Annotated in this window: 19 protein-coding genes; 14 read left to right on the top strand and 5 right to left on the bottom strand. The window is 38.3% G+C overall.

Features of this window, described 5'->3' with window-relative positions; translation table 11 throughout:
* Nucleotides 1-114 precede the first annotated feature (114 nt).
* Complete coding sequence (locus H6G75_RS27295) at nt 115-951, bottom strand: alpha/beta fold hydrolase (RefSeq protein ID WP_190983039.1); 837 nt, start codon at nt 949-951, stop codon at nt 115-117.
* Nucleotides 952-1,500: 549 nt separating this feature from the next.
* On the opposite strand from H6G75_RS27295, the gene H6G75_RS27290 reads away from it, so the two are divergent.
* The 7 genes from H6G75_RS27290 (at nt 1,501) to H6G75_RS27260 (ending at nt 11,940) form a co-directional block, all read left to right on the top strand.
* Nucleotides 1,501-1,923 (top strand): lysozyme inhibitor LprI family protein, encoded by a 423-nt coding sequence (locus tag H6G75_RS27290; protein WP_190983038.1) that lies wholly within the window; start codon nt 1,501-1,503, stop codon nt 1,921-1,923.
* Nucleotides 1,924-2,222: 299 nt separating this feature from the next.
* Nucleotides 2,223-3,194 carry a hydroxymethylbilane synthase gene (hemC, locus tag H6G75_RS27285; RefSeq protein WP_190983037.1) on the top strand — a complete coding sequence of 324 codons (972 nt, stop codon included), beginning with the start codon at nt 2,223-2,225 and terminating at the stop codon, nt 3,192-3,194.
* Nucleotides 3,195-3,339: 145 nt separating this feature from the next.
* Nucleotides 3,340-4,761: a glycogen synthase GlgA gene (gene glgA / locus H6G75_RS27280; protein WP_190983036.1), complete on the top strand. Its 1,422-nt coding sequence runs from the start codon at nt 3,340-3,342 to the stop codon at nt 4,759-4,761.
* Nucleotides 4,762-4,895: 134 nt separating this feature from the next.
* Nucleotides 4,896-5,897 carry a DUF4351 domain-containing protein gene (locus tag H6G75_RS27275; protein WP_190983035.1) on the top strand — a complete coding sequence of 334 codons (1,002 nt, stop codon included), beginning with the start codon at nt 4,896-4,898 and terminating at the stop codon, nt 5,895-5,897.
* A 371-nt stretch (nt 5,898-6,268) separates the two neighbouring features.
* Complete coding sequence (locus tag H6G75_RS27270) at nt 6,269-8,665, top strand: dynamin family protein (RefSeq protein WP_190983034.1); 2,397 nt, start codon at nt 6,269-6,271, stop codon at nt 8,663-8,665.
* Between the two features lie 21 nt (nt 8,666-8,686).
* Nucleotides 8,687-9,604, top strand: coding sequence for a hypothetical protein (locus H6G75_RS27265; protein ID WP_190983033.1), 918 nt, complete (start codon nt 8,687-8,689; stop codon nt 9,602-9,604).
* Between the two features lie 11 nt (nt 9,605-9,615).
* On the top strand, nt 9,616-11,940 hold the full coding sequence (locus H6G75_RS27260; protein WP_190983032.1) for a dynamin family protein: 2,325 nt from the start codon (nt 9,616-9,618) through the stop codon (nt 11,938-11,940).
* Nucleotides 11,941-12,039: 99 nt separating this feature from the next.
* Here H6G75_RS27260 and wecB read toward each other — a convergent pair whose 3' ends face one another.
* Nucleotides 12,040-13,155 (bottom strand): non-hydrolyzing UDP-N-acetylglucosamine 2-epimerase, encoded by a 1,116-nt coding sequence (wecB, locus tag H6G75_RS27255; RefSeq protein ID WP_190983031.1) that lies wholly within the window; start codon nt 13,153-13,155, stop codon nt 12,040-12,042.
* 169 nt (nt 13,156-13,324) lie between these two features.
* Nucleotides 13,325-13,699: a hypothetical protein gene (locus H6G75_RS27250; RefSeq protein ID WP_190983030.1), complete on the bottom strand. Its 375-nt coding sequence runs from the start codon at nt 13,697-13,699 to the stop codon at nt 13,325-13,327.
* 716 nt (nt 13,700-14,415) lie between these two features.
* Here H6G75_RS27250 and H6G75_RS27245 point away from each other — a divergent pair.
* From H6G75_RS27245 to pstB, 7 genes are all read left to right on the top strand, one after another.
* Nucleotides 14,416-15,687, top strand: coding sequence for a type IV pilus twitching motility protein PilT (locus H6G75_RS27245; protein WP_190983029.1), 1,272 nt, complete (start codon nt 14,416-14,418; stop codon nt 15,685-15,687).
* A 68-nt stretch (nt 15,688-15,755) separates the two neighbouring features.
* The gene (locus H6G75_RS27240) at nt 15,756-16,517 is read left to right on the top strand and encodes a circadian clock KaiB family protein (protein ID WP_190983028.1); all 762 of its coding nucleotides are present in this window, start codon (nt 15,756-15,758) and stop codon (nt 16,515-16,517) included.
* Nucleotides 16,518-16,929: 412 nt separating this feature from the next.
* Nucleotides 16,930-18,063, top strand: coding sequence for a sulfate ABC transporter substrate-binding protein (locus H6G75_RS27235; RefSeq protein ID WP_190983027.1), 1,134 nt, complete (start codon nt 16,930-16,932; stop codon nt 18,061-18,063).
* Nucleotides 18,064-18,096: 33 nt separating this feature from the next.
* A complete protein-coding gene (locus H6G75_RS27230) occupies nt 18,097-19,098 on the top strand; it encodes a PstS family phosphate ABC transporter substrate-binding protein (protein WP_190983026.1) in 1,002 nt (333 codons plus the stop codon).
* Nucleotides 19,099-19,109: 11 nt separating this feature from the next.
* On the top strand, nt 19,110-20,051 hold the full coding sequence (gene pstC / locus H6G75_RS27225; RefSeq protein WP_190591989.1) for a phosphate ABC transporter permease subunit PstC: 942 nt from the start codon (nt 19,110-19,112) through the stop codon (nt 20,049-20,051).
* A gap of 5 nt (nt 20,052-20,056) precedes the next feature.
* Nucleotides 20,057-20,959: a phosphate ABC transporter permease PstA gene (gene pstA, locus H6G75_RS27220; RefSeq protein WP_190983025.1), complete on the top strand. Its 903-nt coding sequence runs from the start codon at nt 20,057-20,059 to the stop codon at nt 20,957-20,959.
* Nucleotides 20,960-21,027: 68 nt separating this feature from the next.
* Nucleotides 21,028-21,855 carry a phosphate ABC transporter ATP-binding protein PstB gene (gene pstB, locus H6G75_RS27215; protein ID WP_190983024.1) on the top strand — a complete coding sequence of 276 codons (828 nt, stop codon included), beginning with the start codon at nt 21,028-21,030 and terminating at the stop codon, nt 21,853-21,855.
* A 172-nt stretch (nt 21,856-22,027) separates the two neighbouring features.
* Here the strand turns inward: pstB and H6G75_RS27210 are convergent, their stop codons facing one another.
* Entirely contained in the window at nt 22,028-22,663 is a 636-nt protein-coding gene (locus tag H6G75_RS27210; RefSeq protein WP_190983023.1) for a PEP-CTERM sorting domain-containing protein, read from the bottom strand.
* A gap of 172 nt (nt 22,664-22,835) precedes the next feature.
* Nucleotides 22,836-23,753 (bottom strand): histone deacetylase, encoded by a 918-nt coding sequence (locus H6G75_RS27205; protein ID WP_190983022.1) that lies wholly within the window; start codon nt 23,751-23,753, stop codon nt 22,836-22,838.
* Nucleotides 23,754-23,923 lie beyond the last annotated feature (170 nt).

Raw genomic sequence — 23,923 nt, 5'->3', positions numbered from 1 at the left:
TCAACGACCAAGATAAACGGCGAAAAAACAACTATAACGAAGCGCAGAGCCTTCAAATCGCCGCTTCATCGACTTGTTAGCTGGCTGGCTGACAACCGTCAACCAATTCAAAAATCACGATAGAAACTCCAGAACTAGCTGATTGAATTTTTGTGGATGCTCGATCGGACTCCAATGACCGCACTCTTCAATAATCTCCAACTGAGCATTAGAAATAATCTTAACGGCATTCTGAGCATGGGTTACAGGAACCATCGGATCTTGTCTGCCCCAAATAATTAGGGTCGGAGCCTCGATAGTATGCAATTTGTCAGCAATTGACTCATAGAATTGCCCCCAGATATTAAAGTTTGAACGACCTAGATTTAATGTTGCTTCTGCTGCTCCAGGAAGCGTTGCCATTTGATAAAACTCTTCGACAATTTCATCAGTGATTAGTTTTGAGTCGTACACTGCCTGTTTACACAACATCGCTACACCTGATTTGCTTGGTGAACTAAACAACTTAGCTAAACCAGGAATTGTGGTAACTCGAAGCAGAAAATTAAGTTCTTTCCCTAGACCTGCACTGCCAACCAGAATTAGTCGATCAACTAATTGTGGGAAGTTTAACGTTAAAGTGAGTGCTACTCCACCGCCCGCAGAAGTTCCAATCAAATTTGCCTTGGATATCTCTAAAACCTTCATGAAATCTCGCGTAAACTGAGCCATGAAGTCAAAGGTGTAATGAGCAGCATCGGGTTTATCGGATCGACCTGCACCCACCATATCAAACGCATAAACGCGATGATGTTTGGCTAATTCAAGGATATTGTACTTCCACAACTCAATGTAACCGCCACCGCCATGAAGCAAAATGACCGTGCTACCTGAATCTCCAGCTTGCCAATATCGGGTATTTACAGAGCCAACTTTGACATACTGATCTTGCAATTGTTCAGCTTGATTCATCTCAACCTTACCAAACTGTAACTTAGAGGATGTTTGAAAAGTAAGAAAGCTCACATCACGGTATCCTGTCTGTAGAAAAAACGCTTAAGTAGACAACGTGACGAAAGCAATGAATCCATCTTACTAAGTGTACGATTGCTCATTTGGCCCTAGGTACAACAGCATCAGGAAGTTATGCAGTATTGGCAGATGAAAGCTTCACCATTAAAGCATTTGAGTAAATAAACAGATTTTTTCTGGAATTAATTTTCTTACCTTCGCTCTATTTGATAAGTAAATATGGCGTTTCCTCGTCTGCTGAGGTAGAAATTTATCTGGGTTTATCTGCGTAACCTACAGCAAGTAGCTTACGCGCCTACATCTGCGGTCAATTATTATTGCTTGTATCTCAGTAAAATAAGAACCTATATAAATATAATTTTCGCGCAATCATTATTGTAATTGTGTTTGATTTTACCAAAAATATTTATGTTTAGTTCCTAAAATACCAGTAATTATGAGCTATATTGAACTTTCCATTGTTTTTAATACTGAAAGGAAAAACATTTTATGCGTTATTTATCACCTTATTTATTCAGCATCTTAACGGTTATTGGTATTAGTGCTAATACTGTGGTGCTGGCAAATACACAAACCCAACCGACAAAAACATATTTAGCGCAAAAACTCAACTGTAACGATCCTCAAACTCAATCAGCAATTAATATCTGCTCACAGTTGTCATATCAAGATGCTGATAAAAAATTAAATCAAGCTTATAAAAAACTATTAGCAAAGTTGTCAAAATCTAGACAACAGAAATTAATTGCTGCACAGTTAGCTTGGATTAAGTTTCGTGACGCTAGTTGTGAGTTTGAAAGAAGTGCATACGAAGGGGGAAGTATTGCACCTGCGATTTATGCGGGCTGTTTAGAAGAAGCTACAAAACAACGGACTCAACAATTGCGTGAGTATCTTCAACATGATGGTTAATAACTATCAGGCTGACGCTGGAACAAAAGAGACAAGGCAGACAAGGAAGATAGGGGAGGGAGACAAGGGAGATAGTTGATTAATTGCTATATAAGCAGAAGCTAGAAGAGAAAAGTAGTTTATGAAGCAGTTTTTTGCTGGGATGCTTCACTTAAACGAGGAGCAGATTTTTTGTTAAAAAATGTAAATGGAATTCAAGCTAAAATTGCGTTTAATTAAGCGATCGCAATGCGGGAAGTCACTCACTGCGGTAGTCTAGATGAATGTGAATGTATCGCCTGGTTTGACATAACGTTATTATGACTTCAGTTGTTTCCAGTGCAACCCGCACGATTCGTATTGGTTCTCGTAAAAGTCAACTTGCTCTAGTTCAAACATACTGGGTAAGAGAGCAACTACAAAAAAGTTTCCCAGATATCAATTTTGAAGTCCACACCATGTCTACCCAAGGCGACAAAATCCTGGATGTAGCGTTGGCGAAGATTGGCGATAAAGGACTATTTACAAAAGAACTCGAACTGGGAATGATCAACAAAGAAATTGACTTTGCAGTTCATTCCCTCAAGGATCTGCCGACTAATTTACCCGAAGGCTTAACCTTAGCAGCAATTACCGAACGGGAAAACCCCGCCGATGCTTTAGTTGTGCATGAAAAGTATAAAGACAAGCAAATTGACACTTTGCCAGAGGGTGCAGTAATTGGCACATCCTCACTGCGACGGTTAGCACAGTTACGCAATCGCTTTCCCCACTTTACCTTTAAAGATGTGCGCGGTAACTTGAATACCCGCTTGGCAAAACTCGATGCTGGCGAATACGATGCCCTGATTTTAGCAGCTGCTGGGTTACAACGTTTGGGTATGGGCGATCGCGTTCATCAAGTTATTCCCAAAGAAATTTCATTGCACGCTGTCGGACAAGGTGCATTAGGGATAGAATGTCGGGCTGATGACCAAGATTTGATATCTTTACTCAAAGCGATTGAACACCCCCAGACTCGCGATCGTTGTTTAGCAGAAAGAGCATTCTTACGTGACCTTGAAGGTGGTTGTCAAGTACCCATCGGTGTAAATACAGAAATTGTTGATGGTAATTTAACATTAACAGGTGTAGTTGCCAGTGTAGATGGTCAACAACTTGTTAAAGATACCGTCACCGGTGCAGCCAGCAACGCCGAAGCATTAGGGACAGAATTAGCTAACCGTCTGCGGGAACAAGGCGCACAAGAAATTCTTGAGCAAATTTTTACCGAAATCCAACGGGGTTCTTAGGATACTGGCAAACAGATGTGGTTAGATAAGAATTGAGTTCAAAGGATGAAGTGTAAAGGATCAAGATTCTTTGATTAAACTGCCTTTATACTTCAGACTTCAGACTTATGAAAATATAGGCAGAACCGGGGAAACAACAAAGACCATGCGGATTCTATTCGTTGCAGCAGAAGCAGCTCCCGTTGCGAAAGTAGGAGGAATGGGTGATGTTGTGGGAGCATTACCTAAAGTCTTGAGAGAAATGGGGCATGATGTCCGCATCTTCTTGCCTTACTACGGGTTTTTACCAGACAAAATGGAAATCCCCAAAGACCCGATTTGGTGGGGGTATGCCATGTTTCAAGACTTTGCAGTTTACGAAAGTGTGCTGCCCGGTACGGATGTGCCTTTGTATTTATTTGGACATCCTGTATTTAATCCCCGCCGCATTTATTCGGGAGAAGACGAAGATTGGCGATTCACCTTTTTTGCCAATGGTGCGGCTGAGTTCTGCTGGAATTACTGGAAGCCAGACATCATCCACTGTCACGACTGGCATACAGGGATGATACCCGTGTGGATGCACCAAGACCCAGATATCACCACGGTGTTTACGATTCATAACCTGGCTTATCAAGGGCCGTGGCGTTGGTATCTCGATAAAATTACTTGGTGTCCCTGGTATATGCAAGGACACAACACAATGGCAGCAGCAGTACAATTTGCTGACAGGGTAAATACCGTTTCCCCAACTTATGCCGAACAAATCAAAACACCCGCGTATGGTGAAACTATCGAAGGTTTGCTGTCATTTATCAGTGGGAAGTTATCAGGGATTGTCAACGGTATAGATACTGAGGTTTACAACCCAGTTGATGATAAATATATTGCACAGACATTCTCGCCAGACACTTTAGATCAGCGTAAGAAAAACAAAGTTGCCTTACAAGAAGAAATGGGGTTAGAGGTCAACTCTCAAGCCTTTTTAATCGGGATGGTGAGCCGATTAGTCGAGCAGAAAGGCTTGGATTTGGTCATTCAAATTTTAGACCGCTTCATGGCTTATACAGATGCTCAATTTGTGTTGTTAGGGACAGGCGATCGCTATTATGAAACTCAAATGTGGCAATTAGCATCCCGCTACCCCGGACGTATGGCGACTTACCTTTTGTATAACGATGCCCTATCCCGCCGGATTTATGCTGGAACTGATGCCTTTTTAATGCCCAGCCGCTTTGAACCCTGCGGTATCAGCCAAATGATGGCAATGCGCTATGGTTCCGTTCCCATCGTCCGCCGCACTGGGGGATTAGTTGACACCGTATCTCACCACGACCCTATCAACGAAGCTGGTACAGGTTATTGCTTCGACCGCTACGAACCATTGGATTTGTTTACCTGCATGATTCGCGCTTGGGAAGGTTTTCGTTTCAAACCTCAGTGGGGGGAACTGCAAAAACGCGGCATGAATCAAGACTTTAGCTGGTATCGTTCAGCCAAGCAGTACGATAAACTGTATCGTTCCATGTATGGCTTACCCGACCCAGAAGAACAAGCACCACAGCCAGAGTTAGTTTTAAATCAGTAGTTTTAAACGCAGGGTTTTGTTTGTGTAGCTGCGACTTCAGTCGCTTGGTGCAAGATATGAATTAACGCAGAGGAACACAGAGAGTTTTGGTTTTTCATCTGCGTTTATCTGCGTTTAATTATTCTCTAAATACAATGACTGAGGAACTCCAAAGAGCCGACAATGATTCGCCGTGGAAAGAAATATTAGAAGCATACTTTCCCCAAGCAATGCAGTTTTTCTTTCCCCAAACAGCCGCACTAATTAATTGGGAACGTCCCCACGAATTTCTCGACAAGGAATTTCAACAAATTGCCCGCGAAGCCGAACTTGGAAGAAGATACGCAGATAAGTTAGTCAAAGTTTGGCAAATTGACGGGGAAGAAGTTTGGCTGTTAATTCATGTCGAAATTCAGGCGAAACCAGAAGATAACTTCGCCGAAAGGATGTTTTTGTATAACCTGCGAATTTTTGATAAATTTGCCAAACCAGCCATCAGCCTAGCAATTTTATGTGACGCTGACTCTACTTGGAGACCGAATCAATACAGTTACAATTATCCTGATTGCAGTCTGGTTTTTCAATTCGGCACTGTCAAATTGCTAGATTATCAAAATCGCTGGACAGAATTAGAAACCAGCAATAATCCTTTTGCGACAGTTGTCATGGCGCATTTAAAAACGCAGCAAACCAGCAAACAGCTAGGAGAACGGAAAAATTGGAAATTCAGCTTAATTCGGCGACTTTATGAACAAGGGCTAGAAGAAAGAGACATTCGTAACCTCTATCGTTTTATCGATTGGGTTATGATTTTACCAAAAGCATTAGAAGCAGAATTTTGGCAAGACTTTAAGTTATTCGAGCAGGAGCTTACTATGCCTTACATAACTACAGGCGAGCGCATTGGCTACGAGCGAGGCAAGGAAGAAGGGAAGCAGGAAGGTAAACAGGAAGGTAAACAAGAAGGTAAACAGGAACAAACACAAATACTTGTTTTAAGACAACTGCAAAGAAGGGTGGGCAATTTACCCGACGAAGTTCGTCAACAAGTTCAAGGTCTTTCTTTAGAACAATTGGAAGCACTGAGTGAGGCTTTATTAGATTTTAGTGCGATCGCTGACTTACTCAACTGGTTACAAACCAATCAAACAGCATAGTTTAACTTGAAAATTAAATTACCACAGGCGATCGCTTGTAGTGAGGCTTTATGAAATTTTAGTGCGATCGCTGACTTACTCAATTTAACTAAATTATCCGTTATTCTGCGCCTTGAATATTCTCTATTCAAGAGTTAGATAGAGTTTTAAATATTATTATCTCGCAATATTTCTGTAATAAAAGTTCTTGTTTTTTAATTCGCTTAAATCAGTGTAAATACGTAAGCTAATTAGTTTATTCCATATTATAAAGAAATAGCAAAGAGAGCCAAATATTTAAAAATTAACTACATAAAACCGTCATTTCTTCTACTTATAAAGAAGATATAAGTTTTGTGTGTAGTTAGAAAAGTTTAGGCATAGGTTTAAAAATGAGCAATAAGTTATATAAAGTATTTGCAGATGTAGAACAAAATGCAAAGCTTCTATCTAAATATTGGCATAATTTTTCTACAGAAATATCAGAGCATTTACCAGATACATATCATCCAGAACTGCAAGAACTTTCTGACAAATTAGAAATAGCTATTGATAATTTAGTAGATGAGCTTCAAAATCCTACTCTTACCCTTGCAACAACCGGAACTACCAGTAGCGGTAAAAGTACTTTAGTCAATTTGTTATGTGGAGCCGAAATTGTTCCTGTTGCTGTGAGTGAAATGAGCGCAGGAGCAGTAACAATAGAATACAGTGAGCAAAAATCTTTGATTATTCATGAAACTCCCGGCGCGTTGTGGGAGTGTGGAGAATGGAAAGGTATTAATGACGAGCGAATTTATCAACGCTTGTATGATGTAATGATCAGTTACATCGATAACAGAGAAAAACAACCTAATTTAGCTTGTCCACAATCAACAATTTCTTATCCTTTTAGACTCATCAAAGAATCGAAACTGGAATTACCCAGAGGAGTCAAGGTAAGAATTATGGACTTACCAGGTTTAGCTTATGTGGGTGATGAAGGTAATTCAAGTGTAATTAAACAGTGTCGTGAAGCATTATGCTTAGTAACATATAACAGTGCAGAAACCGACAAAGAAAAAGTTAGAAGCTTGCTGCAAGAAGTTGTAGAGCAGGTAAAAGATTTAGGTGGTTCTCCTGCACGTATGCTATTTGTTCTCAATCGTATTGACGTTTTTAGAGCCGATAGAAATTACCCAGAAACAGAAAATCGCTTTGTTGAAAATGCAATACGTAGCATTAAACACGAACTCACAGAGCATTTAAAAGAATATACAGAAGACATTGAAAAATTACAGGTAATAAAACTTAGTACTTGGCCTGCTTTACTAGCACTTCAAATTCAAAAGAATGATGAGATTTACAGCATAGAAGCTTGTACCAAAGCAGATAAGCATTTTAATGGGTTAATTGATGACAATATATTAGAAGACCTACCACGTAAAACAGAAAAATGGTCTAGACATGACCGAAATAGAGTTGCTGAGGAATTATGGCATAAATCATACGCACAAGAATTTCAGCAACACTTAAGAGAGCATATTAGTCAACATTTTCCTCGGTTAGTTATTCCCCAAGCAATTGAACGTTTTAATGTAGCGGCGGGCAATGCTGTAACAGAATGGGCTTTACAAACAACAACGGCTATACTAAACAGTTCAGTAGAAACTTATCAATTGGAATGTGAAAATATATCAAACATTAGATCGACTCTTGAAAAATTTCTGCAAATTAGCGATGCAAATTTAAGAAAACCATTTGAAACAATTAAACAAGCCATAGAAAACGAGTCAGATGATACAGTTCTTCGAGTAATAGAAATAACACTTTCTAAACTTACTGATGTAGAACCTTACAATGAATTAGGCAACAAGTTAATTCCTTTTCAAGATTGGGAAAGTGAGCTAGGTAAAGGAATAATCCATGTTCTCGATGCTGTAGCGAAATCTTTAGAAAGTGGAAAAATATCTCTAGATATACCAAGTTTAAAAAAAGCCAATATTGTCTATTTAAATTTACTGAGTAACTGCTTAAAAAGATTGATTAATTTGGGTTATACAAGCTCAACAGCAAAAAATGGAAAAAACATCGAAGCAAGAACTGAAGATGACAAGAAAAATCTCAGACAACTTAATGAAGAATTAAATGAACTATCTATACATCTCAACATTGTAATGGAAGATGTAATGAAGCAAATTTCTAGTCAACAAATAAATAGAATGTATGATGCTTCTGTAGAACTTTTCAATTGTCATTTATCACATATTGAGAGTGAATCTAATAAAATTGCGCCCAATATATCTATTAAATTTCCTGAATCTGAATTAATATTAATTAATAGAAGTCTTGAGTTTAAATTTTCTTTTGCATCTGGTTTTGCAATTACACCAGGCAATTGGAAGGAAGAAATTAAAGAGACTGTAGAAAAAAGAGTTTTTTATCATTGGTTTTTTCTAGTTCCAAAAAAATTCGATACCATCAGATATGAAACACGTTCTAGTGAAAACGCCAAAATTCCCAGTATAGAGGATTTACTTTTTGGATGGATGGAGCAAGCTAAACAAGAACGTTCAAAAATTGCGAAAGAAATAGCATCTTGGTTATTAGAGCAAATTAACTATCTAAAAAAAAGTGTGGATGATCAACAGAAAAATATTTTTGATCGTTATCGAGAAAGATTAGACACAGCAAAAAAGGAAATTACCATAGATTATGAAATCAAAAAAAATGTTTGGATACCTATGCAGCAAAAAGCTCAAGATATGGTAAAAGAATTTTCTCACTTGGATATACTAATGAAAAATTAAATCAAGATAAAAGTGAACAATATGACATATTCAAATAGTGATTTATTACAAGAAAACTATCTAACTAGACAGTGTTATCAAATTTATGAAGAAGTTTATGATGATATTAAAGATGAAGATTCAGGCATTCTATACAAAGTAATAAAAAAAATAGTTAATACGAAAGAAAATCATAATGAAATATTGGAAACTATTTGTAATAACTGCAATATTCGAGAAAATGCAGACTTAGAAGATGACATTGATTCTTTAGGTGATATAGTTGTACTTTTCTTAAGTAAACCAGATAGAAAAACTAGGCATAGTTTTATTAATACTATTAAAACACAAGTGAATGTCGTCCGTAAATCTGTTGTTAGCCGTATCGAAGATAAAGATATGAAATTGTATCAAGTTGTTGTAGGTGCATGTATATTGGTTGGATTTTATTTTGTGGCAGAATATACAAATTCTACAAAGAATAGGGCATCAAGTAACCGCAATAAAAAAACTAAAGAAACAGGACGAACATCAACTTCTTATCAAAAACAAGATGAACAATCGATAAATATTCATGAAAGACAATCAAAATTAGAGCAAAAAGTAGCTTTATGCCTTGTTGTCCCAGCATTTATCGTAGCTGAATTAAGAGAAAATGATTTAATCAATGGTTCTGAAATAGAAAAATTAATAGATAACGCATCATATTTTTTATGTAAAACAGTTGTTGATGCTGATTCAGTACAACAGCCTTTACAACCAATAAATGAAAATCTTGCACATATTGGTGAAAGAACTCCAGCTTATATCAAAATTTATATTGATAGAGGGCAAGAGATGATTGATAAAAAAGTTCCATATAGTTTAAAAAGTAATTTACCACTTAATTGTCAAGGCACTGTTGAGCAACTAGTTTATCTAAGAAATTTATCAGGCTTAGAAGCATTTAACCGTGTTTAAGGATTATAAAAATGGATTGGAAAACAGCATCTTCCTACTATGAGGCTCGTCTGAGTGAAGCTTTAAATATACAGCGACACGCGGTTAATTTAGCTAATTTACCTCAAGCTGAGGTTCCGTCAACACTAACAGAAATACTATTGCAAGAATCAGAAATAGCCCGTCGTCAACTTGAAAGGTTGAGAAAACGGGAGTTTCGTATTGCAGTTGTGGGTTTAGAAAAAGCGGGAAAAAGTACTTTTATTAATGCTTGGTTAGAATGCGATTTACTTCCAGCTAAGGGTGGAAGATGTACATTTACAACGACACAAATTTATTCTGTTCAAAACGATACAGAACAAAAGCTGGAAGTACAAGCGAAAACTGAAGAACAATTTATCAATTTACTAAAGGAACTGGAATCAGCTAAAGCCCAAGAAGATATCAAAACTATCCGAGAAAATGAAATTACTTTACAGCAAGTAAGAAAAGAAGGTAATCGGACTTTTCCATTTACTCGTTTAGAAGATATTAAAGAATCACTTAAGAAATATGTCGCCGATGAGAAGTATGCACATTCTGTTTTAGAAGCGAGACTTTATACTAACAAACTTGCTCAAGCTGAAGGAATTGTATTTTATGACGTTCCTGGTTTAGATTCAGGTTTAGCAAAGCACGTTGATGAAGCTAGAGAAATGCTGTCAGATTGCGATGCTGTTATATTAGTACAGCGTTTTACTAGCTTGAGAGAAAAGGAACTAGAAATTATCAAATTCACTGAACTTGGTGACAAAAATATTACTGTTGCTGATAAACTTTTTGTATTTTTAAGTCGTGTTGACTCATTAGCAACTCCCGAAGCCCTAAAAACACATATTGAAGAAGCATCTCAGGATTGGTTTAAACGTGCCAGACTTCCACAAGAACGAATTGTACATGGTTCTGCGGGAGCATATCTGCTTTTGAATGGATTAGCTGGAGAACAGACTAAATTAGAACTTGGTGATGCAGATAATATCCAAGCTCAGTTACAAAGACTAACTGGCATTATCGATGAAGAAACTTTAAAAAAGCAAGGTACTGGGATTCCAGCAATCAAAGAAAAAATATTTAATTATATTAATACCGAACGTGTATTTATCTTAAAAAAGAGATGCGAAGCTTCTATAAATACCATCTTAAGCACATCGGAAGAAATTTATAACTTAGTCAGAAAACGATATTCGGAAAACCCTGAAGAAGCAAAAAGATTTGAAGAAGAAAGGCGACGAGTTTTATTTAATGAATGGTGGAATAAAAGATGGGAACAGAAAAAGGCTGATCTACAAACTTTTTATGGCTCTTCTATTGCCAATAACTCTTTAGATTTAACTGATAATTCGACAAACAGCATAACTCAATTTAAAGAAAGATATCTCCAAATTGTTGCCAATGAAATCAAAAAGCTGAAAGAAGAATCATGGCGAAAAAAAGATATTATCTTTGCTGCTAACTCCTTCCCTCAATTTGACCGGATGAAAGCTAACTTTGCTTGGCGTGAAGATTTGTATGGAGATATGAGCAAGCTGTTATCTTCTGTAGCGAGACAGCTTGCTATGGAATTGAAAGATGAAGCGTTAAATTTAGTTGAATACATAACGAGCTTATTGTGGGGCAGCAGTCAAGTTAAAGAACGATTGATTGAAAAATCAGAAGAACACTTTTTATTTAAGCTAGAGATTAGCTTAAGTGTGCTATTTTTACGTTTTGCTCGTCCTGTTGCAGACGTACTAATTCGCGCCCCACTTAACAGCGATGCCCGCGATAAAATTACTCATAGCCTTGGTGTAGATGTAGAAATAGTTGACAATTATTATTCAGGGGATGAAGCGGCTTTTGCAGTTCTCAAAAAATACGCTAAATATGGTTATCACTTACTCTATAATCCCGAAATACGGAAAAAAGTTTTGGGGAATACAGCACCTATAGTTAATGTTGCACTGCAAATTGCTAGAGATGTTTATAGTGAATTACAACCTCCTCAACAAGATGTAATATTTGAAGTTGAAAATGATATTGATGCCTTTGAAAAATACTTATGTGCGGCAATTTTTGAAGCAGCAGGATTTGAATCTTTTTATATTCAAGAACTTCAAGGATTAATTGATAGTTTTAGAGAGAAGCAAGGCACATGGACAGGAGTTGCCCTAAATGAATGGTTGCAAGGAAATCCGCGTCTATTAGCAGAAATCCCACCAGAATTGCGATCGCAAGAATCAAACTTAGAAGTTAGCGAACGCTTGCGACAATTATCAACAGCATTACAACATACTCGAATGCCACCAGTACAATCAAATCCTGTACTTATTGAAGTTTAATTACTAGATGTCTTCTTTGCGTCTTTGCGCCTTTGCGCGAGATAAAAAATTGGGCTGTGCATAATTCGACTATGCAAAGCCCAAAAACACTAATTCTGATCAACCCACTCCCAAATAATTCTTTACAATTTGCAAAATTCGCTCGGCTGCATGGCCATCACCGAAAGGATTAATTGCATTAGCCATTGCATCATAAGCCGCAGAATTACTCAATAACTCCGCCGCCGCCGCCAAAATACTCGCGCTTTCAGTTCCTACTAATTTAGCTGTACCCGCCGTTACGGCTTCAGGACGTTCTGTGGTTTCTCGCAAAACTAATACTGGTTTACCTAAACTTGGTGCTTCTTCTTGCAAACCACCAGAGTCAGTTAATAAAAAATGCGATCGCCCAATTGCACCCACTAATTCGGCATAATCTAAAGGTTCGGTCAAAAATACGCGCGGATGTTGCCCTAATAATGATTGCAATGGTTCCCTAACTGTCGGGTTGCGGTGCAGGGGTAACACCAAAGCAGTATCAGGAAACTTATCTAATATTTGCAGAAAACCTTGAGCGATCGCTTGTAATGGTTCTCCCCAATTTTCCCGGCGGTGAACTGTGGACAACAACACGCGATATTCATTCCAATTCAACCCCGGAACATTACAAGCTGGCTGACTCGCCGCCACATTCAACAGTGCATCAATCACAGTATTCCCCGTCAAGTGAATTTCGCCCAACACCCCAGAACGTTGTAAATTCTCCACCGCCAAAGTTGTTGGTGCAAAATGCAGTTGCGTAATTTGGGAAATTAATCTGCGATTCGCTTCTTCTGGATAAGGATTGTAAATATTATCTGTTCTTAACCCGGCTTCGACATGACCCACCGGAATTTTTTGATAAAAAGCTGCCAAGGCTGCGGCAAAAGCTGTTGTCGTATCTCCTTGGACGATAACTAAATCTGGTTTACTTTTTTGAAATAACTCTTCTAGTCCGCGCAAGCTGCGACAAGTAATATCGCTTAAAGATTGTTTCGGCTGCATAATCTCTAAGTCATCATCAGCTTTGAGGTTAAACAGTTGCATTACTTGTTCAACCATTTCACGATGCTGTCCAGTTAAAATTACTTGCAAATCAAACTGCGGTGATTGTTGGAAAACTTGAATCACAGGCGCTAGTTTAATCGCCTCTGGACGTGTACCTAAAATAATGGCAACTCGTTTTTTATTAGTCATTTGTCATTTGTTATTAGTCATTTGTCAATAGTAAATACTCAATCGCCATAAATGACAAATGATAAACGACCAAGAACAAAGGACAAATGACAAATGACTAAAGACTAAAAATGAAAAAACCCGGCTGAACCGGGCAGATGTACTGTTTGTCGTGTTTAACGCAATAGTTTTATTTGATTTCACAAGTTAAAGGGCAAGCTGCATATACAGAGGTCTTTTGTAATTCTTCAGCCTCTCCATGCAACCAGCTTAACCATTTGATGTCACTGGGATGTACACCTTTGAGGGTGAGAACACCAGCTGCGATCGCCACTGCCAAAATATTGAACAAAATTAACCCACCGCCTACTAGTAAAACCGCACTAACAGGCATGACAGATTGTAAAACAATCGACAACAGACATCCGACCGTAGCCATCAAAACAACTAATGGAAAACCGACAACTAACAAACATACTGCCAACGTGAAAGTCCATATCAAGAAGCTTTTAATCATCATTAAGGAGTAGGTCTTTCCGAGATTAGAGCCTTGAGCCGAAACCATGACTTTTCCTCCTAAGTACACAGCAATCAATTTAATATCAGTGATATAACGCTGTTGGCGAATCAACTGATTGTTTCAGTGAATCCCAGTATATAAAAAGGAATAGGAAAAATGAGCATTTAGTAACTTAACTTTACAGTTAAGTTTTTCTAATTATGAATGTAAAGTTCCGTTGATTTCTTGGTAGATAACTGGTTTCTGCCATCTATCTCAAGGAGTAGAAGCTGGTTCTTAACAGCCTCATCACAATGTTTTCCACTCCTCAAATTGATCCCCTTAATATTTCTTATAAAAAATGGGGATGTCTCTCATAATTCACTAATTTGTCTGAAAAAAATACCTGCTGCTGATTTGGCTTTTAGCTGCTAGTCAATTGTTGGAATTTCACGGAGAAATTTCTCATCTAATAGCAGGATGTTTTCATATTTTCTTGAATGTATTATCAATTACTTTAATTTATAAGCATTATCACTGAAGGATATATCAGGATACAGTGTGCTAAACAAGTTTATATGGACTTCAGGATTTTTTAACCTAATGGAGAGATTTACAGATTATCTAAAAAAATATACTAACAGGCAAGCTAGGTGTAACGATATGTTGCGATAAAGTTCTTAGCTAAGGAACAGCAACAAACCTCCTTTCTGCCGTCCTTAGAACCACCAAGACAGATTTTTTGCAGATTGAAGTTCATAACTCCCTAATTTTGAAGATATATGACAGAAACACAGAACTCTGCCAATTCCCATCCGGCTGCTCCTCGGAATGTGCCACCTATGCCGCCGCCACCACCATCATTAATGACGCAACGGCAGCATACACAAACATTAGATATGTCTGCTCATCGGAATACAACTCAACCTGCACCACCGCCACCAGTCGCAGGTAATCGTCCCACAAGTCCACCACCAGCCGCAAAAAATCCTTCTGGGTTAACGTTAGGAGGAATTATTAAAGAAGCTTTTGATAATGGTTATTCAGATATTCACTTGGGCGTAGGTGAAGTTCCCCGCTTCCGCAACCGTGGCGAAATTAACCCCACAGAATATCCCGAAACTGATCAGGAAACCTTCATGGCTTGGTTACGGGAAGTGATGACAGAGAGAGAAATTCAACAATTTGAAGAAAACCTAGAGTTTGATGGTGCAACTCAATATGAATTTGCTCGTGTTCGGCTTAACGTGTTTGGCTCACTGAAAGGCCATGCAATGGTACTGCGGTTGATTCCCCTGAAAATTTTATCGATGGAACAGTTGCGCTTACCGCCAGTTTTCCGAGATATCTGCCACTCTCATAAAGGCTTAATCTTAGTCACTGGGCCGACTGGTTCTGGTAAATCAACCACAATGGCGGCGATGATTGACTATATTAATCGGGAAATGGCCAAGCACATCATCACCATCGAAGACCCGGTAGAATTTGTTCACCAAAGCCGCAAGTCATTGGTAAAACAACGGGAAGTGGGGATGCACACCCGCAAATTTGACAACGCTTTAAAAGCAGCTTTGCGGGAAGATCCAGATTTGATTCTGGTGGGGGAAATGCGGGATAAAGAAACAGTCAACACCGCCTTAAAAGCTGCCCAAACAGGTCACTTGGTAATGGGAACTCTACACACCAACAGTGCGGTAAAAACCATTGAACGGATTCTGAATTTATACTCTGGTGCAGAACAAGATGCGATGCGGGTAGCCTTAGCGGAATCTTTGGTAGCAGTCATTGCCCAAGGATTATGCCGGACGACTGATGGTAAACGTGCGGCATTCCACGATATCTTAATTAACACTGAGGCGGTTAAAGAATGGGTCAAAGACGGTAAATATGATGAAATTACCGAATTGATGAAACAAGCCAGTTTCGACGGCATGATTACAATGAATCAGTCGCTGCTCAATCTTTATCAAGAAGGTCGCATTACTGAAGAAACAGCTTTAGAAATGTCACCAACTCCTAACGAAATGGCTCAGTTTCTCCGAGGACGAGTTTAATTACAGTAAAGGTAAAAAGTTATCGCCTCGACTTTTTACCTCCAAGTTCCCCAACCCCTGTAACTAGCTTGACTACACCTAAACTATTTTTACCCAAAGTTTTTAAAGGCATTGCCTTATTTACACCTGGAGGCGATTTAATTTACTGCATCGATCCCAATAAACAGGGTCGATGGCATTTGCATTTGTGCGCTGCTTTACAAGAAATTCTCGATTTATCGGAACCGCCACATTTTTTAGTTCCCTGTTACACTGCCACCGTTGACCACTGGTTAGATCCCCATACGCAACAAATTCGGACTTTTGCAGAGGCTTATCCGGCAGTATTACAACATCAAGCTTTACTGAATGCAATTTTCCATACGGGCGATTTAATCTGGCAAGCGGCACCTTGGCAAGATGGTTTGTGCGATCGCATGGTGTTAGGCACTTATCGTTCCACATTTCCCCAACTTTGGGAAGACCACGACTTAATTGTGAACTTAGATTTATCCGAAAAGGCTCCCAAATACTATCCACCAGCCAGAACCACACAAAACCTGCAACAAAAAACCCAATGTTACGTTTTGCGTTTATTTATTGCTGGTCATAGTGCCAATACGGAACGGATACTGCACAATTTACACGAAATGTTAGAGCGATCGCTCAAATATCCCTACACTTTAAAAGTGATTGATGTTTTAACTCATCCAGAACAAGCAGAAATTGATCAAGTGTCTGCAACTCCTACGCTGGTGAAAGTTTGGCCGCAACCAATTCGACGCATAGTCGGCGATTTAGATAACGCCGAGAAAATTTTACAGATGTTAGGGGCGACAGAAAAGTTATAAAAAATTTATCAGATTTGGTATTCTGGTTTACAAAAAAAAGAAGCAATTAGTTTTAATAAAAACTCTTTAAAATTACATCATATTTCTAGTGAATGAAGTACACAATTTAGTTCTTACAGTTAGATAGAAAGCTTAGTCTGATGCTAAATTATAACTTCTGCCATAAACTTAATTTTTAATTAAGCTTTTAAATTTAAAAAGATTTGTATAGTTCATTATACTTTGGTCTTTTTGGTAAAAATGCTGACTTTACTGTTAAATAAGACCATACATTCTACCTTTGGTAAGAATTAGCTTCAGTTTTTATAGTTTAATTACATACTGTCTTGACAGGTATAAGATTTCCATGCTTTATAATTAATAATTACAGTAACTCGATGGAGATACTGTAGATAATGGGGTAAAATGTTTGATGAACAAGTCGCAGCATCCGGCTAATATACATACTTGCATTGAGAAAACTGGACAGTTAATGCAAGTTTTGTATCAAAAAATCGTGAGAATTTGGTTGAAACAAAGCTCTGTTAAAAGATTTGCATATTTATGCTTTTTAGGTGCGATTTTAAGTGTAGCTATCTCTGCTTGTGCGGGAAGTTACTCAGCTACAGAACCAGAAATTAAATTAAGACTAGTTTCTTTCTCGGTCACTAAAGCAGCCCATGATCAAATCATTCCCAAATTTGTCGAGAAGTGGCACAAAGAACACAACCAAAAAGTGATTTTTGACCAAAGTTATGGCGGTTCTGTTGCTCAAGCAGTTGATGTAATTTCAGGTAAGCAAGAAGCAGATATAGTCCACTTAGCACTGCCATTAGATGTCATTAGAATTCAACAGGCTGGTTTAATTAAATCTAGTTGGCAGATTAGAACTCCCAGAAATGGTATTGTTAGCAGATCAGTAGCCGCAATTGTTACCCGTGAAGGTAATCCAAAAAAAATTCAAACTTGGGCAGACTTAGCCAAAGAAGATGTGCAACTCATTGCAGCTAACCCTAAAACTTCGGGAATTGGCATTTGGGAATTATTAGCTTTTTGGGGTTCAGTTACGCAAAATGGTGGAGATGAAGCAACAGCTTTAAACTATATTGCCAAAGTTTATCAAAATGCGGCTGTTCTAACAAAAGATGCCCGTGAAGCTAGTGATGTATTTTTTCAAAAAGCCCAAGGTGATGTTTTAATTACCTACGAAAATGAGGTTAATTTAGCGGAGAAAACTACCTCAAAACTACCTTATGTCATCCCAGAATTAAATATTTCTATAGATAATCCTGTGGCTGTAGTAGATAAAAATGTTGATAAACACAAGACAAGAAAAGTAGCCGAAGCATTTGTTGATTTTTTGTATTCCTCAGAAGCCCAACGGGAATTTGCTAAATTACAATACCGTCCGGTAAATCCTACAGTTACCCAAGAGGTAATCTCACAATATCCCCCCATTCAAACTTTATTTACAGCCCAAGATTTAGGGGGATGGGACATAATTCAAACAAAATTTTTAAAAGATGGGGCAATTTTTGACAAAGTTAAAGCTAATAGCAAAGCATAAATCCTCATCCAAATTTAGGGAATTAGCAATTGTATGAATTTTATTTCTCAATGTAAAAATAACCTATTATTGATGTTGGCACTTGTAATTAGTTACAGCATCACGGGTTGTAGTAGTCAAAACGAAAAGCAACAACAAGTCAGTATTGATGGTGCAGCTGTAGGATTTCCGATTTCTTTAGCAGTAGCGGAAGAATATCATAATGTGAAAGCTGACGCTGTCGTGAGTGTTGCATCTAGTGGAACTGGGGGCGGAATCAGTAAATTTTGTGCAGGAGAAATTGATATTGTTGGTGCTTCACGTACCATTAGAGATGAAGAAATTGCTAAATGTAAAAGTAAAAATATTGAATTTTTAGAAATACCCATCGCTTTAGATGGTATAGCTGTGATTGTGAATCGGCAAAATGATTTTGTGCAATGTCTGACTGTTGATGAATTAAAAACAATTTGGAGTGCTAAGGCAGATAGCAAAATTTTAACTTGGAATCAAGTTAACCCGAAGTTTCCTAATGAAAATATGAAACTTTATGCGCCTGCATCGGATACAGGAACATTTGATTATTTTACCCAGGCGGTGACAGGTAAAGCAAAAAATGGTCGCACAGATTATACTCCCAGCCACAACCAAAATACTTTAGTACAAGGGGTAGCAGGAGATAAATATTCTTTAGGTTATGTGGGCATTTCTTACTACATTCAAAATCAAGATAAGCTGAATTTAGTAGCTGTAGAAAACTCTAATGGCAAGTGTGAAAAGCCTGTACCAGTGGATAATGTTGTGAGAAATATTTACACACCATTGTCTCGACCTTTGTTTATATATGTGAGTAAAAAGTCGTTAGATACAAAGCCAGCAGTACGAGAATTTGTCGATTTTTATTTAGAAAATTCCTGGAAATGGGTAGATAGTGCGGGTTATGTGGCTTTACCTGATGAAGCTTACGTGAAAGTTAAACAGAAATTTCTCAAGGGAGAAACCGGCACAAAATTTAAAAAAGCTAAACCAGGTCAACCAATTACTAACTTTATTTAATTTATTAACTTATGAGTGCCATCAATCATCAAAATGGTTTTCAGGAAGATTCTCGGCGATCGCTAGAAAAAAATCCATCTGAAGATATTACCGAAAAGATTATCGCCACAATTTTATTTTGCTGTGGTTTAGTCTCCGTTTTAACAACATTTGGTATTGTCGTTATTATCTTCCAGGTAACATTTGAGTTTTTCCAAGAAGTCCCCTTAGCTGACTTTTTTCTCGATACTAAATGGACACCTTTATTTGCTGAAAGACATTTTGGTATTTGGCCTTTAATTGCTGGGACTTTCTTAACTACTCTCACCGCTATGGCAGTGGCGATTCCTTTGGGTTTATCTTCTGCAATTTATTTAAGTGAATATGCCCAACCTAAAGTCGCCGCCATTTTGCGTCCAGCAGTGGAACTTTTAGCAGGGATACCAACAGTTGTATATGGATATTTTGCCCTGTTATTTGTTACCCCATTCCTGAGAAATTTTCTGCCTCTAGAAATATTTAATGCTATGAGTGCAGGTTTAATGATGGGTGTGATGATTACCCCAACAGTTGGTTCTATTAGTTTAGATGCTATCCAAGCCGTGCCGAATTCTTTAAGAGAAGGCGCGTATGCTTTGGGAATCACTAAATTAGAGTCGATTTTTAAAGTGTTATTACCAGCAGCACTTTCAGGAATTACAGCTTCAATTATTTTAGGTATTTCTCGTGCTGTTGGTGAAACAATGACTGTGGTAATTGCTGCTGGACAACAGCCAAAACTGACTGTGAATCTGATGGAGTCAGTAGAGACAATGACAGCTTATATGGCACAGATTTCCGGTGGAGATAGCCCAAGAGGAAGTCTAAATTTTAAAACTTTATATGCTGTCGGGGCTGTGTTATTTCTGCTAACTTTAGCATTAAATATTGTTAGTTACTGGATTTCCCATAGATTTAAAGAAAAATACGATTAATCAATATGGCTACAAGTTATCAAGGTAATGATTTTTTCGATTCTAGTGCAGAATTTACCGATAATATTGAAAAGAGAGAGTCACTAGGTAAGGTATTTGAAATCATTTTTTTATTGGGTTTGTTGATTGGTTTATTTATATTGGCATTACTGGTTTTTGATATTTGCCAAGATGGATTAACCAGATTTTTAACCCCAGGATTTTTAACAGAAACCCCATCCCGGTTTCCAGATGAAGGAGGTATTCGTCCCGCAATTGTAGGGAGCATTCTTTTGGCAATTATTGTGATGTTAGTTGCAGTGCCAATTGGTGTGGGAGCAGCTTTATATTTAGAAGAATACGCACCTAAAGCTTGGTGGACTGCCATCATCGAAATTAATATTAGTAATCTTGCAGGTGTACCTTCGATTGTGTATGGGTTGCTGGGTTTAGGAGTATTTAATTATTTGCTAGGTTTTGGCCCGGCTTTAATTTCTGGAGCTTTAACTTTATCTTTGTTATCCTTACCAGTAATTATCGTTACATCTAGAGAAGCGATTCGTGCAGTTCCAGATTCTTTAAGACACGCTTCCTATGGTTTGGGTGTGACTAAATGGCAAACTATTTACCATCACGTTATCCCCTATGCGATTCCTGGGATATTAACAGGGGTAATTATTTCTGTATCTCGTGCGGTGGGTGATGCAGCTTGTTTAATAGTAGTTGGAGCTGTGAGTTTTTTGACTTTTAATCCTGGTTTATTCCAGAGATTTATGGCTTTACCAATTCAAATTTTTAGTTATCTAAGTCGTCCAGAACCAGGTTTTGCTAATTCATCAGCCGCAACAATTATTGTGATGTTGTTGCTGATTTTAGTATTGAACGGGATAGCGATTTATGTTCGCCAACGCTTTTCAATCACTAGATAAGTATTGATTTAGATAACGGCAAATTTTTGCAGATATCAAATAGGAATCTTCAATTAGGTGTAACTATCATGACTCACAATGACAATAGAAGTAGACAAATTAACAACACACTGATTCAAGAAAGAAATGTGTTTGATATTGAGGGTCTGAGAGTTTACTATAGTGGTTTTTTGGCTTTGCTGGATGTTTATCTGAAAATTCCCGAAAAGCAAATTGTGGCTTTTATTGGCCCTAGTGGTTGTGGTAAAAGTACTCTGTTGCGGTGCTTTAATCGGATGAATGATTTGATTCCGGGTGCGAAAGTTGAAGGTCGATTAAATTATCGCGATCGCAACATTTACGATCCTAAGATTAACTCAGTCAAATTACGCCGCCAAGTCGGGATGGTGTTTCAAAGACCAAATCCTTTCCCAAAATCTATATATGAAAATATTGCTTTTGGCCCCCGTTCTAACGGCTATAAAGGTGATTTAGATGAATTAGTCGAAGATTCCCTCAGACGCGCAGCCATTTGGGATGAGGTCAAAGACAAACTCAAAGCTAAAGGTACAGCATTATCGGGTGGACAACAACAAAGGCTGTGTATTGCACGGGCGATCGCTATGAAGCCAGATGTATTATTAATGGATGAACCTTGTTCTGCCCTTGACCCAATTTCTACCCGCCAAGTAGAAGAACTCTGCTTAGAACTCAAGCAGCAATACACCATTATTATGGTGACTCACAACATGCAGCAAGCTTCGAGAGTTGCAGATTGGACAGCATTTTTTAATACCGAAATTGATGAACATGGCAAACGCCGTGGTAAATTAGTCGAATTTAGTCCGACAGTTCAACTTTTCTCTTCTCCTCATACTAGAGAAGCAGAGGAATATATTAGTGGTCGTTTTGGTTAGATGAAAGAGGCTAGTACAGTGCGGCGTAAATAAACAGACCATAAGGAACTGCTAAAAGGCTTGTAGTATAACTATCCTTTGTTTTTACTTTTGCCTTATTGTACTAGCTAGTTTTTAGTTTACTCATATTGCATCGGTTCAGATTAATACAGTCTTGCTAACTGAGTTATGCTTACTTCTGTGTCGATACAAATTTCTTTTTGATAGCAATACCAAAGCCTAGTGCTGTTAAACTACCAATAAAAGTGATAGGTTCTGGTACTTGTGGGCTAAAAATAGTATAAGTTTTTCTAGCATAAAGTAAACTGCTACCTCCGAAGGGGCCTTCTCGTAATACACCACTGTAACCATAGTCTATATTCCAGAAACCTGTCCACCAAACCCAATCCCCAATAATACTCCACGTATACTGTTTATTACCTGCCAAATCTTCTAAGGCAGTAACGCGCAATCCATCCGGTAATCTCAAACTGCGTAAAGCATCTGCAATGGTACGATGGGCTTCCAGTGCGCGATCATTGTCATAGTTGAGAATTTTTAGTCTTCCCAATTCTTCAGTAGAACCTGTGGCAAAACTTATATTATAAGTTTCATTCCGATCATTAAAGAGTTTTAAGTTCTTAATACTCTTGACTGCATAGCCATCATAAGGGCCACTTCCGTCAAAATTAACAATAAATGTTGGCCCATTAGGGTTAGGAGTATAACTAGTGAATGGAGTTAATTGAAAAGCTTCAGCTTTAGTTATTATCGTCAACCAAGCGCCAGCAGAAATCGCTGTAGCAATAACTACTGATTTTTTTTTCATGACAGTATTTTCCAGAGGATTGTTACCTGGAAACATCTCATAAACACTATCTAACAAGCAATATTCACTTAGATAGATTTCAGGACTTACGCATACTTGGCCGTAAGATTTTTTTATGAATATCTGACATAAAAAATTTTGCTTGCTAAACCCTAGCCTCCAGCACCTATATTCATAAACAGTGTTCAATTGTTGCTAACACAGATTGAGAAAGTGCCGAAAAATCATAACCACCTTCTAAACCAAACAGAATTTTTCGAGTTATACCCAAACAATAATCAGTAAATAAACCATAATCTTCTGGAAGTAAATTCATACTTGCCAAATGATCGGCGGCGTTAGCGTCATAACCGGCGCTGACAATTAATAAATCAGGTTGAAAGTTTTGTAAGAATGGAATTATCTTACTTTCTAACAGTGGGCGATAAGCGTTGATATCACTACCTGGGGGCAGTGGCACATTTAAAACGTTATTATGATAGCCACGTTCGGAAGCTCTACCAGTGCCAGGATAGCAAGGATACTGATGAAGAGAACAGTAGGCAATTTGGGGGTGAGTTTCCACGATCGCCTGAGTTCCATTACCATGATGTACATCCCAATCCAGAATCGCCACACGCTTAACATCTGGTTGTTCTAGTGCATAAAAAGCTGCGATCGCAGCATTAGAAAATAAACAAAAACCCATCCCAGCATCACTTTCGGCATGATGTCCCGGTGGCCGCGCCAGCACAAAAGCCGGATTTTCTGTAGCTAAAACAACATCAACACCATCTAACCAAGCACTCACCGCCAACAACGCCACATCATAACTATTGGCGGAAACGGGTGTATCACCATCAAGATGGCCACCGCCACTAGCCGCAATTTCTCCCAGTTTTTTGACATAAGCGGGACTATGGGCTTGTAATAATAAAGACATCAGCGATGGTTTGTCGGCAACTGGAGTAGGTTCACGCCAAGCAATATTTTCTGCAAACGCCGCTTCTTTTAACGCTGTGACAATGGCTGTTAGACGTTCTGGGTTTTCTGGATGATAATTTCCCGTCTTGTGATTCAAAAACTCATCCGAATAGATGACTGGTAGCATAGGTGGCAATCATCAAAGTTACTGAATGCCATTGTATAGCAGAAGGCAGGGGGCAGGAGTTATCAACTCTTAAACCTACTATCTTGAGACTGTCGTTAGTATTGACGGATGACTAATGACTAATCCCGCATTTCTCACAAGCTGCTTTGCGTACAAGTAATAAGTAATGA

Origin of the sequence: Nostoc sp. FACHB-280, assembly GCF_014697615.1 — a bacterium.
GTDB lineage: Bacteria > Cyanobacteriota > Cyanobacteriia > Cyanobacteriales > Nostocaceae > Nostoc_B.
This window is presented reverse-complemented; position numbering and strand designations above follow the sequence as displayed.

Bases quoted from the DNA above. Each gene is read 5' to 3' on its own strand.
- H6G75_RS27265 (WP_190983033.1), top strand. From the start codon at position 8,687: ATGACATATTCAAATAGTGATTTATTACAAGAAAACTATCTAACTAGA.
- wecB (WP_190983031.1), bottom strand. From the start codon at position 13,155: ATGACTAATAAAAAACGAGTTGCCATTATTTTAGGTACACGTCCAGAG.
- H6G75_RS27260 (WP_190983032.1), top strand. From the start codon at position 9,616: ATGGATTGGAAAACAGCATCTTCCTACTATGAGGCTCGTCTGAGTGAA.
- H6G75_RS27275 (WP_190983035.1), top strand. From the start codon at position 4,896: ATGACTGAGGAACTCCAAAGAGCCGACAATGATTCGCCGTGGAAAGAA.
- H6G75_RS27210 (WP_190983023.1), bottom strand. From the start codon at position 22,663: ATGAAAAAAAAATCAGTAGTTATTGCTACAGCGATTTCTGCTGGCGCT.
- H6G75_RS27230 (WP_190983026.1), top strand. From the start codon at position 18,097: ATGAATTTTATTTCTCAATGTAAAAATAACCTATTATTGATGTTGGCA.
- pstA (WP_190983025.1), top strand. From the start codon at position 20,057: ATGGCTACAAGTTATCAAGGTAATGATTTTTTCGATTCTAGTGCAGAA.
- pstB (WP_190983024.1), top strand. From the start codon at position 21,028: ATGACTCACAATGACAATAGAAGTAGACAAATTAACAACACACTGATT.
- hemC (WP_190983037.1), top strand. From the start codon at position 2,223: ATGACTTCAGTTGTTTCCAGTGCAACCCGCACGATTCGTATTGGTTCT.
- H6G75_RS27245 (WP_190983029.1), top strand. From the start codon at position 14,416: ATGACAGAAACACAGAACTCTGCCAATTCCCATCCGGCTGCTCCTCGG.
- H6G75_RS27270 (WP_190983034.1), top strand. From the start codon at position 6,269: ATGAGCAATAAGTTATATAAAGTATTTGCAGATGTAGAACAAAATGCA.
- H6G75_RS27250 (WP_190983030.1), bottom strand. From the start codon at position 13,699: ATGGTTTCGGCTCAAGGCTCTAATCTCGGAAAGACCTACTCCTTAATG.
- H6G75_RS27205 (WP_190983022.1), bottom strand. From the start codon at position 23,753: ATGCTACCAGTCATCTATTCGGATGAGTTTTTGAATCACAAGACGGGA.
- H6G75_RS27295 (WP_190983039.1), bottom strand. From the start codon at position 951: ATGAATCAAGCTGAACAATTGCAAGATCAGTATGTCAAAGTTGGCTCT.
- pstC (WP_190591989.1), top strand. From the start codon at position 19,110: ATGAGTGCCATCAATCATCAAAATGGTTTTCAGGAAGATTCTCGGCGA.
- glgA (WP_190983036.1), top strand. From the start codon at position 3,340: ATGCGGATTCTATTCGTTGCAGCAGAAGCAGCTCCCGTTGCGAAAGTA.
- H6G75_RS27290 (WP_190983038.1), top strand. From the start codon at position 1,501: ATGCGTTATTTATCACCTTATTTATTCAGCATCTTAACGGTTATTGGT.
- H6G75_RS27235 (WP_190983027.1), top strand. From the start codon at position 16,930: ATGAACAAGTCGCAGCATCCGGCTAATATACATACTTGCATTGAGAAA.